This is a genomic window from Ningiella ruwaisensis (assembly GCF_004798935.1).
Taxonomy (GTDB): Bacteria; Pseudomonadota; Gammaproteobacteria; order Enterobacterales; family Alteromonadaceae; genus Glaciecola; species Glaciecola ruwaisensis.
On the sequence record NZ_RAHT01000001.1, the window covers coordinates 226,305 to 243,193 of the forward strand.

Here is a 16,889-nt window from a genome sequence, read left to right on the forward strand (position 1 = left end):
AAAATATAATAAAAGCCCCAGATGGGGCTTTTACGCTTAAAAATGATATTGAGACTAAATATTAAAACTCAACTGCCAGTCTGACATAAAGCTGTCTGCCTCTAGGGTCATGCACTTTAGAATCAAAACCGCTATTAGTGAAGACTTGAGGCGGCTCCTCATCTGTTAAGTTTATGCCACCCACAGTCAACAAGTAGCTCGTTTGCGTATTAAGCATCGTGCCTAAATCGACAGAAAATTGCGCATCGTACGTAACATGGCTGTCGATTTCCTGTAAACCGGCGCTACCGCAACCACCGGGCGGTACACCTGAGCCGTCATTGCCTGCACAGTTTTGGTCATCATCATAGCTACTGATGTAACGCACAAAAAGATTGGCACTATATATATCGTGTTTCCAGCCTAAACCAAGATTTGCTCTTAACTCTGGCGAGGAGACACCAATGTTTGTAAAGTTTCTGCGGCCGGCTCCATCGATTTCACCGGCTTGCGGATCGGTCAAATCGTAGGTAGTAATGTATGTCGCGGTTAAATTGGGCACAAAAGTACCTATGTCTGTTTCAAGCCGATAGCTGGTAACAATGTCAAATCCATTGGTTGTAAGTTCACTGGCATTCACATAGGTATTGTTTACCTGCACCAATGGACCGTTTAAGGGGTCGCCCGCTCGAATGATGCGCGTCGGATCTTGAGGATTATCATTTAAGATAGCTTGCGCACTTTCCTGAATAATCAGGTCTTCAAAATCGAAATTCCAGTAGTCCAACTCAATGGACAAATCATCAATCGGTTCGAACGAAAATCCAATATTGTAGGCTTGCGATTCTTCAGGGGTGAGCTCCTCATTACCAGAGGTTCGAACGGCTGCAAAAGCATTTGCCCCCCCAATGAGCGGATCGCTCAACTGTTGAAGCGTTGTCGCTCCACCGTTTCGCATAAAGACTGAAGGTGCTCTAAATGAGGTAGAGATTGAGCCTCTTAAAGAAAATGCATCAGATGCTCGCCAGTTAAACGCCAACTTTGGATCTACCGTGTCGCCAATATTACCGCCGTAGTCTTCATATCGAAGTGCAATCTGCACATCTAAATCTTCAGTAAATGGCAACGCGAGCTCAGCAAAAGCCGCCCATACATCAAGGCTATCTTTAAAATCCGGGTTTCCGATAACAAAGGTAAAAGCGTCCTGGTTTGAAAGGGCATCGTAATCTTGCGATAGCGTCTCTTCACGATATTGCGCACCTAATGCCAGACCAGCCACGCCCCCATCTAAATCAAATACATCAAAAGACGCGAACCCTTCCAAAACTTCTAAATCAGAATTCGAGTCAATTCGCTGTAATCCTGAGAATGAATCAATCACATTCTGGCTATTCGGCGCATTAGTGTAGCTTGACGCGAAGGGATTAAAATATTCGCAAGGCCCCTGTCCGGGCGTTCCGTTGATTGGATCGCATCCGCCGCCCCCTAAGCCATTTAAGGCAAGAATAAATTCCGATTCGATAACATCCTCAACCGTAAACAGGAAGTCGTTGGTTGCGTTGGTATAGCTTACTTCCCAAAAACCGTTTTCCAGCTCGCCCTGAAGTGCAGTATTAAAGCGGAAGGTATCCGATTCTGTATTGGCAGGGTCTGCTTCAAAGCCATTACCTTCTGCACGACCAAAAAATACAACCGCTTGACCAAAGGGATTGTTGGGATGCGTGGCAGGTACCAAAGGACCGGTAAGAATTGGGAAGCTCGGTGCGCCGCCTCTCTCTGCCCGATTGCGTGCGAAGCTTATTTCGCTGGTCCACGTCATCTCGTCGGTCAATTCGTAAGCCGCTTTTACATACGCATTTACTCTTGTTTCATCAGGCACATATGAATAACCTGGACCGAAGTCAAAGCCACAAAGACCGATATCAAGGCCAGGCACAGTACCAGGAGGTGCTAATAGCTGAGGAAAACCACCAAATTCGGCACAACCGAATGGGTCAATAACGGGCGTGCCAGCCAAGGGGCCCTGAGTAAAAAAGTAGGCACCCGGATTGCCTAGCGCACTTGTATCATCTTGCGGTCTGGACAAGCGTCTGTCTGATAAAAATAGTGGTGAACGATTGGTATAGCTAATCGCAGCCATCACATTGCCTTTATCAAAGCTCGCGCCCCACAAACCTTGCAAAATATATTCTTTATTGTCGCCGTGTGCACCGTCCTGATAATCAACAGTGACTTTCGCTCCTTCATAGTTGCGCTTAGTAATAAAGTTCACCACCCCTGCAACTGCATCTGATCCATACAAAGCTGATGCACCATCTTTAATAATTTCCATTCGATCAATGGCAATCATTGGCACTAAAGAACTTGTATCAACAAAGTTTAAGCCTTCATTGGTTTGTTGCGCGTTGACCACCTGTCTGCGGTTGTTCAAAAGAACCAAGGTTGACGCGACACCTAATCCGCGCAAATTAATGTTGGATGTACCTGCCGTCGCATTCTGCGTGAAGGCATCGGGCGTATTTTCCGAACCAGTATTAATAGTTAGAGTTTGAGTAATATCGGCAATGTTTTTCGCACCAATTGCGTCAATAGATACACTGTCGACAACCGCAAGTGGTGAAGGTGATTCAAAGTTTTCGCTACGACGAACAAAGCTACCGGTAACCAATATGAGCTCAACGTCTCTGGCTTGATCTTCAGTTTCTTCAGGTTCTTGCGCTATCGCGAGTGATGGTAGAGCAGAAAGCTGCGCTGCAACGAGCGCTGCTATGGCGGTTCTTTTAGCAGTAAACTTCATATGTATGTCCCCAAGGTTCATCGCCTCGAGACACAAACGCACTGTCCCCTAGCGATTTATTATTGTATAGATGCTAAACCACTTACATCTACGTTTTATACTAGGGAACGATCAAAATTTTGTAAATATATTGTTATTTATATGTAACAATAGCATTATTGCATGGTCTGACCAGACATGCCGAACATGCACCAGCTATTGGCTGCTAACCAACGAGTAGCATCAGAAAAGTGCCGATAAGTGCGGGTTTATCCCTGCCTTGTATACTGACGCTGGTGTTAAATCGATGTAAACGCCCTGTTTCTTTCTGCTCGATTGATTCTAAGGTGAAAGTAAACCTGATTTTGTCATTTACTCTCACTGGCTCAAGGTAGCGCAGCGTATCAATGCCGTAATTCAACATCGTATATTGCTTACTATCAATAGAGATAGTCTCTCCAAACATTTTAGGCATTAGTGCTGCAGTCAAAAAGCCGTGAGCGATGGTCGTTTTAAAAGGACTTTCCTGTTTGCAACGTTTTTCATCTATGTGGATCCATTGATAGTCGCCTGTCGCACTGGCAAACTCGTTAATTCTGTTTTGATCGACTGTAAGCCAATTTGGCGCTTGCACGCTTGAGCCTATATTTAGTTGAGAAATATCCATCTTAGTCCTTTTTTATTACTAGATTTAATTGAAAATCATTTATACTATCAACTTTGGTGATAATCTTATTAATAAATTATCCTTCATTATCCGTTGGGGGTGCATCCCGATGAAAATTTGTATAAAGGGTAATGAATAGAACACACAAGAGAGACGCTATGAATTTGCATCGTATCGATTTAAACCTTTTTGCAGTATTCGACGCTATTTATACTGCGGGTAGTCTTACCAAAGCAGCCGATGTGCTTTGTATTACCCAGCCGGCAGTCAGCAATTCGTTAGCTCGCTTGCGCGAGATGCTAAACGACCCTCTTTTTGTGCGCACAGGCCATTCTATGACGCCAACGCCCGTTGCTCAAAATATCATAGTGCCAGCCAGAGAAGCACTTGGACTTTTGAGAAAAAGCGTACAGCAGAGTCATATTTTCGAGCCCATCAGTTCAACGAAAGCTTTTCACTTTTCAAGTCGTGATTTACTTGAAGTGAGCATCATGCCGCGCTTAATGGCACGTTTGCAAACCCTTGCACCTAATATCACGCTTACCAACTATGAAATTACGCGCAACAATGTTGTTTCAGCTATGGCGAGCGGTAATTTAGACTTTTTTGCCGATGCTTCTACTTTCACTGATCCTCATTTAAAAAAGCAAAAGATCGCTCAAGACCGATTTGTTGTGCTGGCGCGTAAAAACCATCCGCTTCTGCAGAATGGCCTCAGTTTGGATACCTTTTTAAAGCTAAGTCACATTAATGTATCGCATCGTCGCACCGGAGCAGGCCCGGTTGATATCGCGCTGGACAAATTAGGCGAAAAACGCAAAGTCGCCATGCGAAGCCAGCACTTTTTGACGGTACCCAGCGCTATCGTCAAAACCGACCTGATTGCCTGTATCCCTTATCACCTTGCAAAGCACTACGATTTGGCCATGTATGAAATTCCTTTCGAAATACCGCATATTGAGTATTTCTTATACTGGCATTTGAGTGCAGATCACGATAGCGCGCATCAATGGATGCGCGAGCAAATCGCTGAAGTTGCCAAGGCGTATAATCCTGACTAAAGCCTTTTTGTTTAAACGATTTTTACCCGCTGTGTCAATCGGCGTTTTAGTGAAACGCCCGAATATATTGCATCACCGCTTCTGACTTTTGGTGATGCAACCAGTGATCTGCATCCTTAAAACGATGTAAATGTAAGTCTTTTACCCAATCCTCCATACCGTTGAGGACTTCTGGCACAAATGCGGTATCTTTCATACCCCAAAGCACTTGTGTGGGAATATCTATCCGAATATCAGGAATTTTGAGCGTAAGATTTTGTTTAACTCGCTTCGTTACCAACTGTGGCATGTTCTTATAATAGTTAAAAGCCTGTTGCATTGAGTGCTTGTCTGCCCACTGCGCTTCAAAGTGAGACTGTTGTTCTTCGCTTAACTTGCTATACCAGCCTCCATATAGCCGTTTTAACATCCTAAAATCATCTTGAGATACTACATCAAAAGCGTGATCACTAATTAAATCTGCAATGTAGTCACTGCTTGCCTGCTGCTTGGGATTGTTTGCCATCTCACGTGTAAAGGTCGACGGATGGGCCGCGTTCAATATAGTCAAGCAAGCGAACTTAGTACCGTAGAACGCGGCAAGCGGCCAAGCGATCACTCCTCCCCAATCATGCGCGACCAAATGCGCCTTGGTGCCAGGCGCATATTGTTCAACAAGCGCATCGGTTGCCTCAGCCAAGGTTTCGACAAGTGTGTGAAGATTATATTGCTCGTCTCGCATGAAGCCGCTTGAAAAGTTATAACCAGGCAGGTCGAGCGCTATTACTTCGTAGTCATCGCATAAGGAGAGCAAGTAGCGTTCCCAGGTCCAGGCATTTTCAGGAAAACCATGAAGCAAAATCAGTAAGGGCTTGCTCTTTTGAGCAATCCCTTGTTGCATGCAAAGATAATTAAGCCGCGTACTGTTTAGGTCCATATGCCGCTGGACGATTTTTGTCAGCACCTGCTTTGTCATTACTCGCTGCCTACCGCAAAGAGCGCTTCATCCATTTGCATTAAATTATCTGCACCCGACTGAATAGCAGAAACGTGAGACCGCGTGCGAGTCAACATACGATCAAAGTAAAATTTGGCCGTCATCAATTTAGCTTGGTAAAACGCTTCATCACTTGTTCCTTCATCCAGCTTTTGCTGAGCAACAACCGCCATTTGCAACCAAAAATACCCGACACTGACATAGCCGGAATACATGAGATAATCAACGGCTGCGGCTCCCAACTCATCGGGATTATTTTGTGCAGCTTGCCCAATATCATTAGTCATTTGTATCCATTCATCAACGTGTGAATCAATCGCATTTGCCCAAGCATTAAATTGGGATTTACCGCGAATATTTGCACAGAAGCTTTTTATTTCTGTGGCGAAAATTTTCAGTAGCTCGCCATTTGAGCCCATAATTTTTCGGGCCAAAAGGTCAATTGCCTGAATGCCGGTCGTCCCCTCATACATGGTACAGATTCGCGTGTCGCGAGCTAACTGCTCCATCCCCCACTCTTTTATATAACCGTGACCACCATAAACCTGCATACCGTAGCTCGTTGCTTCTTGCGCTGTTTCAGTCAAAAAGGCTTTCACGATAGGAGTAAGAAGAGCTAGCTTAGCTTCTGCCTGCTTCTTACTGTTTTCATCGGATGAATACAGGGTGGTATCAACTAATTTCATGCAATACGTTGCAAGTGCTCGGTTACCCTCGGCCAATGATTTTTGTGTGAGTAACATGCGTCGCACATCGGGATGCACAATAATCGGATCGGCTGCGCCGTCTGGATTTTTGCGACCCGTTAATGAGCGAAACTGCAATCTGTCTTTTGCATAGGCGAGCGCGCCCTGAAATGACGCCTCAGTTGCAGATAAACCTTCCATGCCAGTGCCAATACGAGCAATGTTCATAAACGTGAACATACAGTTAAGACCACGATTGGGCTCACCAATAAGATAGGCTTTCGCCTCGTCAAAGTTCATCACACACGTCGCGCTGCCTTTAATGCCCATTTTATGTTCAATAGACCCGCATTTTACGGTGTTACGTTCAATAATTTCGCCGTTTTCATCCACATTGAACTTTGGCACTAAAAACAAGGAAATGCCTTTTGTTCCTTGAGGCGCATCAGGCAAACGCGCTAATACAATGTGAATAATGTTGTCAGACATATCGTGCTCGCCGGCAGATATGAAGATCTTGGTTCCACTTAAGCGGTAAGAACCATCATCACTTGGCTGCGCTTTACACTTGAGCATACCTAAGTCAGAGCCGCAGTGAGGTTCTGTTAAGCACATGGTACCTGTCCATGAGCCTTCAATTAAACGACTTAAATAAATGTCTTGTTGCTCTTTTGTGCCGTGGGCTTTCAGTGTTTCCATACAGCCTTGAGACAAGCCAGGATACATCGCCCAGGAATGATTAGCACCTGAAAACCACTCCGCCATGGAGGTTGCAAGCGAATAAGGTAGGCCTTGACCACCAAATTCTACGGGATGCGCCATTGACGGCCATCCCCCGTCCACATATTGCCGATACGCTTCTTTAAAACCGCTTGGCGTTTTTACTTCTCCATCGATAAAGGTACAACCTTCGTCATCCCCTATCTGATTAATTGGAGCAAGTACATTTTCAGCAAATTTAGCTGCCTCGGCATAAATTGCGCGAATAAGATCATCCGTAGCATCTTCAAATCCCAGTTGCTGATAATGATTTTCTAAATCGAACACTTCTTGTGTAACAAACAAGGTATCACGTTGAGTAGCTTTATAATTTTGCATAATATTGTCTCATTTTATCGCACTTGTTTGTGAGCAAAACACGTAAACAAGGCGTTATTCAAAATCTTTTTGGCGCAGTGCCTGATTAATTTAAAGATGAAAAGTCTTTGTTAGTTTCAACTAATTCTCTAAGTAGAGAAGACGCTTCAAACCAATGCTGACCATAATCGCCCAGTTTGTTCTGATAATGCGTCATGCGCGCTAGTATGTGTTCAAGGCCTACTTCGTCTGCATATTTCATAGGGCCACCTCGAAACACAGGGAAGCCATAGCCATACACATAAATCACATCGATATCACTGGCGCGTTGGGCAATACCCTCTTTCAGTATTTCTGCGCCTTCGTTAATAAGGGGATAAATACATCGCTCAAGAATTTCCTGATCGCTTATTTCACGCTGCTCAATGCCTAGCTCTTGCGCTTTACGTTTGGCGATTTCCATTACTTGCGGATCGGGAATAGGTTTACGACTACCATTTTCGTACAAATAAACTCCTTTTCCTGCCTTTAAGCCCACGCGACCAGCTTCAACCAGTTCATCGGCTACCACGCAGTATGAAGGATCATGTTGGATAAAAGACTGGCGCGATTGTCTGACAAAATAACCAATATCCAATCCAGCCATATCACCCATCGTAAAAGGCCCCATGGGTAAACCAAATTCTGTAATCACTCGGTCAACTTGTTCAGGACTTGCCCCTTCCAGCATAAGGCGATTTGCCTCTCTGCCATACACCTCAATCATTCTATTACCGACAAAACCAAAGCAAACGCCAACAAGCACTCCCACTTTGCGGATAGTTTTTGCTAATTGCATAGCCGTTTTGATGACATCATCTGCCGTTTTTTCAGCCCGCACAATTTCCAGCAGTTCCATTACGTTGGCAGGTGAGAAAAAGTGAAGACCAATTACATCTTCGGGGCGTGATGTCGCTTGCGCAATTTCATTGATATCTAGAGTGGAGGTGTTACTGGCCAAAATAGCGCCCGGTTTGCAGACCTTATCTAAAGCCGAAAAGACCTCTTTTTTGACCGACATTTTCTCAAAAACGGCTTCAATAACTAGATCAACGTCCGCAAGATCATCATATGATGTAGTGCCACTAAGCAATGACATACGTTGCTCTACTTGCTCGGCGGTGAGTTTGCCTTTTTTCGCGGAGTTTTCATAATTTTTACGTATGATTCCAAGACCTTTATCCAGCGCTTCGGGTTTGAGTTCGAGTAATTTGACCGGAATACCAACATTCGCAAAGTTCATAGCGATGCCGCCGCCCATAGTGCCCGCTCCAATAATCGCAACGGATTTGACATCTCTTGTCTCAAGCGCTTTGTCAATATCGGCCAGATGAGATGCAGCGCGCTCGGCAAAAAAGAAATGTTGTTGCGCTCTTGCCTGTGGCGTTTCCATGCAGGCCATAAACAACTCTGCTTCGCGTTTTAAGCCACCTTCAAAATTATTTTCGTAGGCAGCTTTCACGGCCTCAACACATTTTAAGGGCGCGAAAAAGCCTTTTGCTTTTTGTTCCACGCCTTCTGCATATTGAGAGAACAGCGCGGCTTTTTCCTCATTCATGGATAATGACACTGCGCGTGTTGGTCGAGGTCCTTTACTTATTGCCTCATCAATAAAGTCGAAAGCGGCTTTTACTACCTCTTGTGCGGAATCAAGCGTCTTATCAAATACACTGTTAATCGCACTCACCGGAGTCGGCGCGCCACTCACAATCATATCAAGTGCAGACTGAGTATCCAGTAAACGCGGTAGGCGTTGCGTGCCACCAGCACCTGGCAGTATGCCCAGGTGTACTTCTGGCAAACCTACCTTATTTTTTGCGAAGCTGATTCGGTAATGGCAAGCAAGAGCAAGCTCCAAACCTCCCCCAAATGCTGAGCCATTCACAGCAGCAATAACAGGTTTAGGACAGTTTTCAATTGTGTTTAATACCTCTGGCAACATCGGCGAAAGATTGCCTGTAGAAAATTCACTGATGTCAGCACCTGCACTAAATAAGGCCAAATCGCTCGTAATGATAATTGCATGACAATCCGCATTTTCAGTAGCTCGCTTAATTGCGTCGAGCAATTCACTGCGTACCTGTTGAGATAGGGCGTTTACCGGCTTATTGCATAATTGAATTAACGCGCACCTGTCTTTAAAGGTAAGCTGAACAACTGGCGATTTATCTGACTGGTCGTTATGGTTATTAGCCTGCATATCTATTGCCCTCTCCAAGGTATCGAATGTAGCGACACTTCATTATCGTTTTATGGATGTGGCAAAGAGATTATAGTAAAGCGAATTATCATCCCAATTTATTGATTTAATGATTCAAAATAAGATTAGCTAATATCTAAAATACGATAAATTAATAAGCAAAAGTAAATTTAATGAATTGGCTTGTTTAATCAGTCAACCGTATACTGTAAATAAATTGTTAATTATTAGTAAATATGAAGATACTTAAAACACCTGCATCACGTTTTGATAACTTACCAGGCTATTCCTTTCAAGCTGCCTATATCAATGTTGCCGGTGTTGAGGAAGCTCAAATCGGCCATCAACAGCTATTAATGCATTATGTCGATTACGGTAAAAAAGATGCGCCCCTAATCTTGATGCTTCACGGTGAACCGACATGGAGTTACCTTTATCGCAAAATGATTTGTCAGGCGCAAGCCCAAGGCTTTAGAGTAATAGCACCCGACCTAATAGGCTTTGGCAAGTCAGATAAATTTGATTCACAGGATGCATATACTTATGCGAACCACTTGCGCTGGCTGGAAACCTTGCTTGAAAAATTGCAAATACAGAACATGCATTTGATTTGTCAGGATTGGGGAGGACTACTCGGTCTGCGCTTGGTGGCTAAATTTCCAGATACATTCTCATCAGTAGTTGCTGCCAACACAATGCTGCCAACGGGTGACCATAAAACACCAGACGCATTTTTTAAATGGCAACAGTTTTCGCAAGAAGTCGACGTATTCCCTGTCGGAGAAGTTATTCAAAAGGCCACCGTTAATGAGCTTATCCCAGAAGTGATTGATGCCTATGATGCACCTTTTCCCAGCGAAGCTCACAAATGCGGCGTACGCAAGTTTCCTATGCTGGTTCCCACCCAACCCGATAATCCTGAGTCAGAAAATAATCGTTTAGCGTGGAAAAATCTATCTAACTATAAAAAACCTTTTTTGACGGCATTTAGTGATAGCGATCCGATAACAGCAGGCGGCGATAAAGTCTTTCAAAACCTTATTCCCGGATGCAAGGGTCAAGCGCATACTACTTTAAAGGGCGGTGGCCACTTTTTGCAAGAAGATGTGGGAAATGAGCTGATTTCCATCGCACTTTCATTTTTTGAGAAACAGCAAAACTAGGACGTGTTCCTAGCGTGACAGGCGCAATTTTAATCAAAGAGAATAAGGGAGATAAGATGGATCCGCTTTTAGATTTTTCTAATTCTGTAGGTCTAATTACAGGCGCCGGAACAGGCTTTGGCCGCGCCTTAGCGATTGCGCTTAACAAACGCGGCGCAAAACTAATAATGACTGATATAAATAAGTTGGCATTGGAGGATTCTCTTAAAGCATTAGATACGCCTGAAAATGCCAGAATTATCGAAGCTGACGTCGCTTTGGAGACAAGTGCTAACGACAGTGTAAATTTAGCGCTTGAAAGCTTCGGCAAATTGGATTTTGCGGTTAATAATGCCGGGGTTGCGCATGAACAAGCCTCCATTCATGAAATGACGGCTGATATATATGACAGACAGTTCGATGTAAATGTCAAAGGTGTAGGGTTTGGCATGAAATACCAAAGCCTTGCCATGCTAAAACAAAAGCAAGGTCACATACTTAACGTCAGCTCACTGGCTGGTTTAGGCGGCGCACCAAAAGGCGGAGCGTACAGCGCAGCTAAACATGCAGTGATCGGGCTTACCCGAACGGCCGCAGTCGAATACGCGCGCTATGGCGTGCGTGTTAATGCTATATGTCCGTTTTTTAGTCCAACAAACATTATGAACATAGAGGGCTTGGCGAGCGAGGAAGATAAACAAAAGCTTGGAATGGGTAGCCCGATGAAACGCATCAGCACAATCGACGAAATTGTTAATGTGATGGTGTTGCTTTTGTCCCCTGCGAATACCTACATGAACGGTCAAAGTATTGCTGTAGATGGCGGAGTAACTGCCTGGTAAGCAGAGCGCGCGCTAAAGCTCAAATTATTATAAGCATTTAAGCTCTTGGAGGCCTGTTCACTTGGCCAGGTCATCCTGCTTTCTCTTTTTTTTAGTATTTTTTTTGTATTTTCTTGCATACCTGAGTATCACCTCAGCGTCTTTTAAGGTCCTCAAAGTGTTTTAAGATTACTTCCGAAATCACCTACGGAGACTTTATCATGTTGAAAAAGATAGCTATCCCGTTCTGTGCGCTTGTGCCAATGATGTTCTCGGCTAACGCTAGTGCAGACGTTGAAACTGCCCTTGCCAATATCTGTGAAATTGTAAAAACAGATGACAAAGGCGAACTACGTAAAAAAATGAAAACCGTGCGAAACGATTACAACCTTCGTTTGCGCGATTACTACAGCGGTATTACTTGTAACGGTACTAGCATGATCAAGCTAGCCATACAAAATAATGCTGTGGAGGCTGGCACTTTGCTGGTAAAGAAAATGCCAAAAAAGGATTTAGCGGAACCGGAAGTACAAGACGGTAAAGCCTTGCAAGCCTGGATTAATGAACAAGGCCTTGCAGACAACCCTATCGCAAAAGAATTGCTCGATCGAATTTAATCGATTATCACACCAGTTGATAACCAGTTCAACATGGTAGGCAAAGGCAACTTTGCCATTTTAGTGGCTCCTCCCCGGAGCCACTTTTTTATATGTATACTCATCAATGCGTTTATTGATTTGGTTTTAAGAAACATGTGTTGAGGAACGCGTTTAAGGAACATATGTTAAGGGATAAGCACCACTTTACCTTTGACTTCGCGGTTTGTTACCTTATTCAGGGCATCAATTGCGTCCGATAGCGCGAACTTTTTATCTACATGCACTTTCACTTTGCCCTGCGCATACCAGCCTACTAATTCTTTCATATTAGCAAGAAAATCCTGTGGCTGATGCTGAATAAAGGAGCCCCAAAATACGCCTACAACGGAGTAGCCTTTTACCAGTGCAAGATTTACTGGAAACTTGGGTATCTCGCCACCTGCAAATCCAATCACTAGCAAACGCCCTCCCCAGGCCATCACCCTTGAACATGCATGAAAGGTATCACCGCCAACGCATTCATATACCACATCAACCCCTTTATTATTGGTCAAGGTTTTTACTGTGTCTTTCAAGTCATGTTCGTTATAGTTAATGGTTTCGTCTGCACCGTTTTGTTTGGCAATTTCGCATTTCTCATCCGTTGAGCACGCCGCAATGACTTTCGCGCCCATTTGTTTAGCGATTTGAACCGCAGCTAAACCGGTTCCGCCAGCCGCTCCTGTGACCAATAATGTTTCGCCTTGCTTAATTTGAGCACGTTGTTTTAAAGCATGATGCGCCGTTGCATGGGCTGTGACCAACGCAGATGCTTCATCAAGGGGGATAGAATCGGGAATGGGCATCACTTGCATAGCAGGAATGGCAACTTTCTCTGCATAGCCTCCCAAACGGCAAATACCGATCACTTTTGTTCCCACTTTTAAGTGTTCAACCCCCTCACCTACTTGAGCAATGACACCGGCCACTTCACTGCCTGGAATAAAAGGCAGCTCTGGCTTGAGCTGATACAAGCCCTGCACAAGTAAGCTATCAGGAAAATTGACACCTGCAGCACTTACCTCAACAAGCACTTCGCCTTTTTTTACAAGCGGATCAGGAAAGTCCTCAAATTTAAGTTTGGATACTGGCGCAAACTCATGACATACAATCGCTTTCATGCATTCTCCTATGTAATATTACTATTGTCATTTAAGCACTTAAGCTTGGGCTTGATTTTGTTTCGCAATTAAATCACGTCCTAACTGCATCATATGAACTTGATCTGGTCCATCGGCTAATCGAATCGTGCGAGCATAAGCAAGCGTAGCCGATAAAATCGTATCTTGCGACGTTCCCGCAGCACCAAACATTTGAATGGCTTCATCAATAACCTCACATGCCATTTTCGGTGCAACGATTTTTATTGCCGCAATGATGTTTTTAGCCACTTTATTGCCATACTTGTCCATATGATCGGCGGCTTTTAGGGTAAGCAGTCTGGCCTGCTCTATTTTGCAATGCATTTGCGCAATACTTTCGCGAACAGATTGCTGTTTGGCTAAAGGCTTGCCAAAAGCAACGCGTTGCTCAACTCGCTCACAAGCCATATCCAATGCACGCTGAGCACATCCAATAAGGCGCATACAATGGTGAATACGACCGGGGCCTAAACGTCCCTGAGCAATTTCAAAACCTCGCCCTTCACCTAGTATAAGATTTTCGACCGGGACTCGAACATTCTCAAATAGCACTTCTGCGTGTCCTATTGGCTCATCCAAATAGCCCATGGCAGCCATTGGTCGAATTAACGTTACACCTTGAGTATCAATAGGAACGAGAATTTGCGATTGCTGTTGATGTCGGGGCGCATCAGGATCGGTCTTGCCCATGACAATCAGTATTTTGCAATTTTCATTCATCGCACCACTGGTGTACCATTTGCGACCATTGATCACATACTCACCTCCCTCTTTCTTAATAGAGGTTTGAATATTCGTTGCATCTGATGACGCAACGTCAGGCTCGGTCATGGCAAATGCAGAGCGAATTTTTCCCTCAAGCAGCGGCTCTAAATATTGTGCTTTTTGTTCATCACTTCCATATTTTGCCAAAACTTCCATATTGCCGGTATCTGGCGCACTGCAGTTGAATATCTCGCTACTGAACAATACGCGTCCCATTTGCTCGCAAAGCGGGGCGTATTCCAAATTGCTTAGACCTGCCCCGTAGGGCAGATACTCTTTAGGCAAAAACAAATTCCACAAACCGGCTTGCTTTGCTTCTTTTTTCAAATCTTCCATTAAGGCAGGCGTTCGCCATTTAAAAGGATTCTTTTCCACCATTTCATGATAGCGAGCTTCAATGGGATAAACATGCTCTTGCATAAATGACTGGAGTTTTTTAAGACGGTCTTGCGTCGGCTGAGAATAATCAAAATTCATAAGGGTTTCCCTCTAAATGATGCCCATCACACAGGCAGCAGACGTTACACCCGCAACATAACACTTAACTGTAAGTTACGAGATGCAAATATTCTGGTATATCTAAGTGAGGCACATTGTTAAAACTGCTCAACTGCTGGCTGTTTTCATTGAAATAAACATGATGAATGCTGGTGTTTTTTATCTGTAGGTTAAAATCAACGGCTTTTTGGATGTTGATACCTAAAATCTGCATGAGACAAACCGCAATCGCCCCACCTGAACTTACCACCAAAATGCGTTTACTTTTATCTTGATACACCCGCTGGGCGGCAGATTTGACGCGTTCTTCAAAATCTAGCCACGCTTCATTGCTTGTGGTAATTCGCTTATTTGACCATGCTAACATCGCAGATTTCAGTACCCGATACCAATCACTTCGTGGCGCATTTTCGACTGGCCTGTGCTCCGGATGCGCTTCTAAATATGCCGAGATAACCGCATTAAAATCGAATTCGTTCCAGCCCTTATCGGTAACAAAGGAACCTGGTTCACTCCCATGTTCAGTATGCGCATAAATTCCTTGCGCCGTTTCTTTATGTCTTAACATGTCCCCTGTTATCACTTTGTCAAAGCGAATATCGCGGGCTTTAAAATACTCACCAAGCAATCGAGATTGTGTGTGCCCGGTTGCGCTAAGCTTGTCATAATCTTCGCTTCCGAATGACGCTTGGGCGTGTCTTACTAAATATAGCTCTGACATTGTTCTTACTCATTTAAGTAGCTTGCGTTTTATTATCTATGCACAAACGTTTTTATCGAGACGCTTTTATAGAGGGTAATGCCTTTAAACAAATAAGTGTAATTGATAATTTATATAGGCGTTCATTCATTGCGAAAATAAACATCGTAAAAACAAACACCGCAAAATAGCCAGCTTCTTTAATCAAGATCAAAGTTTATGATTAAAATATGAGTAGACTAGCGGCTTATTATTGTTGCAATACCCAAAGGCGCTGATATATCCATGACAAACAGCTTATTCGCTAAGGCCAATACTACTGATCCTAAAATCGATGCTTACTTCGACCAGCAAGTGATGAGAAAATACAATACAGCTGGCCCCCGCTATACATCGTATCCGACTGCGGTTGCCTTTACTGAATTGGATACCGCGGAACCTCACCAAGACATCATTATAGATAAGGCCTTAAGTCAATTGTCATGTTCAAAAGATGCCCAGCGATTGTCGTTGTATATGCACGTTCCTTTTTGCCATTCTCTTTGCTACTACTGTGGATGCAATAAGATTGTGACCCGTCATGCTCACAAAGCCGACATTTATCTGGATTATTTAATTAAAGAAATACAGGCCAGAGGCCCTGCTGCAAAAGGATGTAAAGTTGATAGCCTACATCTTGGCGGCGGTACTCCCAGCTTTTTAAATATTGCTCAGCTAAAACGCCTTCTGGATGCCTGCAAAAAAGCCTTTGAATTTGCTGACAAAGTAGAAATGAGCATTGAAATCGATCCTCGCGAAATCGAACTGAACTATATGGATGGTTTGGCCAAGCTTGGTTTCTCTCGCTTAAGTATCGGCGTTCAGGATATAGATGCAAAAGTTCAGCAAAGCATTAACCGAACGCAAAGTACCGCCTTTATTCGTGCACTGATTCGTCGCGCGCGACAGGTTGGTTTCAAATCAGTTAACCTTGACCTTATATACGGTTTGCCTCACCAAACTGAGTGCAGCTTTCAACACACGCTTGAAGAGATGCAAATCATGCGCCCTGATCGAATATCTCTTTTCAGTTATGCGCATATGCCACAATTATTTGCCGCTCAACGTAAAATCAAAGACGAGTGGCTGCCCAATGCCGCTAATAAATTTGCATTGTTTCGTCAAGCAGTCGCATTCTTAACACAAATTGGTTATGACGCCGTTGGGATGGACCACTTTGCCCTGCCAAGTGATGAGCTAAGTATCGCTAAACGCGAAGACCGCCTTTTCAGAAATTTTCAGGGTTATACCACAAGTGCAGCTCACGCCACTTTAGGATTGGGCGTATCTTCCATAAGCAGTATCAATGATGTGTACGTACAAAATCAGAAAGATTTAAAAGCCTATTATCAACAAATGGATGAAGTCTCTCACGCACAATCCAAAGGACTGGTAATGAGTAAAGATGATCTTATCCGCCGGGCATTGATACATGGATTGATGTGTAATTTTCACATAAACAAAGCGACGTTTTCCAACGCGTATGATATCGACTTTGACCGCTATTTTGAAAAAAGTTTAAGCAATCTGACAACTTTTATAGACGACAAACTTGTCACGAATAGTGACGAAGCGATCACTATTCATGACAGAGGGCGTTTAATTGTGCGCAATATCTGCATGAGCTTTGATGAATATCTAGACAAACCTCTGCATCAAATGCGCTACTCACGCGTTATCTAA

13 protein-coding genes are annotated in these 16,889 nt (G+C 43.9%); 5 read left to right on the top strand and 8 right to left on the bottom strand.

Annotated elements, in window-relative coordinates; genetic code table 11:
• Nucleotides 1-61 precede the first annotated feature (61 nt).
• Nucleotides 62-2,776, bottom strand: coding sequence for a TonB-dependent receptor domain-containing protein (locus D6V41_RS00960; RefSeq protein ID WP_136249623.1), 2,715 nt, complete (start codon nt 2,774-2,776; stop codon nt 62-64).
• A gap of 205 nt (nt 2,777-2,981) precedes the next feature.
• Entirely contained in the window at nt 2,982-3,422 is a 441-nt protein-coding gene (locus D6V41_RS00965; protein ID WP_136249624.1) for a MaoC family dehydratase, read from the bottom strand.
• A 158-nt stretch (nt 3,423-3,580) separates the two neighbouring features.
• Here D6V41_RS00965 and D6V41_RS00970 point away from each other — a divergent pair, with 158 nt between their 5' ends.
• Complete coding sequence (locus D6V41_RS00970; RefSeq protein ID WP_136249625.1) at nt 3,581-4,483, top strand: LysR family transcriptional regulator; 903 nt, start codon at nt 3,581-3,583, stop codon at nt 4,481-4,483.
• A 46-nt stretch (nt 4,484-4,529) separates the two neighbouring features.
• Here the strand turns inward: D6V41_RS00970 and D6V41_RS00975 are convergent, their stop codons facing one another.
• From D6V41_RS00975 to D6V41_RS00985, 3 genes are all read right to left on the bottom strand, one after another.
• The gene (locus D6V41_RS00975) at nt 4,530-5,438 is read right to left on the bottom strand and encodes an alpha/beta fold hydrolase (RefSeq protein WP_136249626.1); all 909 of its coding nucleotides are present in this window, start codon (nt 5,436-5,438) and stop codon (nt 4,530-4,532) included.
• Complete coding sequence (locus D6V41_RS00980; RefSeq protein WP_136249627.1) at nt 5,438-7,243, bottom strand: acyl-CoA dehydrogenase C-terminal domain-containing protein; 1,806 nt, start codon at nt 7,241-7,243, stop codon at nt 5,438-5,440. Before D6V41_RS00980 ends, D6V41_RS00975 begins: the two co-directional genes overlap by 1 nt.
• A gap of 85 nt (nt 7,244-7,328) precedes the next feature.
• Nucleotides 7,329-9,461 carry a 3-hydroxyacyl-CoA dehydrogenase NAD-binding domain-containing protein gene (locus D6V41_RS00985; RefSeq protein ID WP_136249628.1) on the bottom strand — a complete coding sequence of 711 codons (2,133 nt, stop codon included), beginning with the start codon at nt 9,459-9,461 and terminating at the stop codon, nt 7,329-7,331.
• A 236-nt stretch (nt 9,462-9,697) separates the two neighbouring features.
• Here D6V41_RS00985 and D6V41_RS00990 point away from each other — a divergent pair, with 236 nt between their 5' ends.
• The 3 genes from D6V41_RS00990 to D6V41_RS01000 all read left to right on the top strand — a co-directional run bounded on the left by D6V41_RS00990 (nt 9,698) and on the right by D6V41_RS01000 (nt 12,041).
• Nucleotides 9,698-10,624 (top strand): haloalkane dehalogenase, encoded by a 927-nt coding sequence (locus tag D6V41_RS00990; protein ID WP_136249629.1) that lies wholly within the window; start codon nt 9,698-9,700, stop codon nt 10,622-10,624.
• 56 nt (nt 10,625-10,680) lie between these two features.
• Complete coding sequence (locus tag D6V41_RS00995) at nt 10,681-11,445, top strand: SDR family NAD(P)-dependent oxidoreductase (RefSeq protein ID WP_136249630.1); 765 nt, start codon at nt 10,681-10,683, stop codon at nt 11,443-11,445.
• Nucleotides 11,446-11,645: 200 nt separating this feature from the next.
• Nucleotides 11,646-12,041: a DUF3718 domain-containing protein gene (locus tag D6V41_RS01000; protein WP_136249631.1), complete on the top strand. Its 396-nt coding sequence runs from the start codon at nt 11,646-11,648 to the stop codon at nt 12,039-12,041.
• A gap of 167 nt (nt 12,042-12,208) precedes the next feature.
• Here D6V41_RS01000 and D6V41_RS01005 read toward each other — a convergent pair whose 3' ends face one another.
• The 3 genes from D6V41_RS01005 to D6V41_RS01015 form a co-directional block, all read right to left on the bottom strand.
• Nucleotides 12,209-13,183 carry an NADPH:quinone oxidoreductase family protein gene (locus D6V41_RS01005; RefSeq protein WP_136249632.1) on the bottom strand — a complete coding sequence of 325 codons (975 nt, stop codon included), beginning with the start codon at nt 13,181-13,183 and terminating at the stop codon, nt 12,209-12,211.
• Nucleotides 13,184-13,222: 39 nt separating this feature from the next.
• Complete coding sequence (locus tag D6V41_RS01010) at nt 13,223-14,446, bottom strand: acyl-CoA dehydrogenase family protein (protein WP_136249633.1); 1,224 nt, start codon at nt 14,444-14,446, stop codon at nt 13,223-13,225.
• Between the two features lie 64 nt (nt 14,447-14,510).
• Nucleotides 14,511-15,188: a histidine phosphatase family protein gene (locus tag D6V41_RS01015; protein ID WP_136249634.1), complete on the bottom strand. Its 678-nt coding sequence runs from the start codon at nt 15,186-15,188 to the stop codon at nt 14,511-14,513.
• A gap of 264 nt (nt 15,189-15,452) precedes the next feature.
• On the opposite strand from D6V41_RS01015, the gene hemN reads away from it, so the two are divergent.
• Complete coding sequence (gene hemN / locus D6V41_RS01020; protein ID WP_136249635.1) at nt 15,453-16,889, top strand: oxygen-independent coproporphyrinogen III oxidase; 1,437 nt, start codon at nt 15,453-15,455, stop codon at nt 16,887-16,889.

Coding starts and splice junctions, on each gene's coding strand:
- D6V41_RS00960 (WP_136249623.1), bottom strand. CDS start 2,776: ATGAAGTTTACTGCTAAAAGAACCGCCATAGCAGCGCTCGTTGCAGCG.
- D6V41_RS00965 (WP_136249624.1), bottom strand. CDS start 3,422: ATGGATATTTCTCAACTAAATATAGGCTCAAGCGTGCAAGCGCCAAAT.
- D6V41_RS00970 (WP_136249625.1), top strand. CDS start 3,581: ATGAATTTGCATCGTATCGATTTAAACCTTTTTGCAGTATTCGACGCT.
- D6V41_RS00975 (WP_136249626.1), bottom strand. CDS start 5,438: ATGACAAAGCAGGTGCTGACAAAAATCGTCCAGCGGCATATGGACCTA.
- D6V41_RS00980 (WP_136249627.1), bottom strand. CDS start 7,243: ATGCAAAATTATAAAGCTACTCAACGTGATACCTTGTTTGTTACACAA.
- D6V41_RS00985 (WP_136249628.1), bottom strand. CDS start 9,461: ATGCAGGCTAATAACCATAACGACCAGTCAGATAAATCGCCAGTTGTT.
- D6V41_RS00990 (WP_136249629.1), top strand. CDS start 9,698: ATGAAGATACTTAAAACACCTGCATCACGTTTTGATAACTTACCAGGC.
- D6V41_RS00995 (WP_136249630.1), top strand. CDS start 10,681: ATGGATCCGCTTTTAGATTTTTCTAATTCTGTAGGTCTAATTACAGGC.
- D6V41_RS01000 (WP_136249631.1), top strand. CDS start 11,646: ATGTTGAAAAAGATAGCTATCCCGTTCTGTGCGCTTGTGCCAATGATG.
- D6V41_RS01005 (WP_136249632.1), bottom strand. CDS start 13,183: ATGAAAGCGATTGTATGTCATGAGTTTGCGCCAGTATCCAAACTTAAA.
- D6V41_RS01010 (WP_136249633.1), bottom strand. CDS start 14,446: ATGAATTTTGATTATTCTCAGCCGACGCAAGACCGTCTTAAAAAACTC.
- D6V41_RS01015 (WP_136249634.1), bottom strand. CDS start 15,188: ATGTCAGAGCTATATTTAGTAAGACACGCCCAAGCGTCATTCGGAAGC.
- hemN (WP_136249635.1), top strand. CDS start 15,453: ATGACAAACAGCTTATTCGCTAAGGCCAATACTACTGATCCTAAAATC.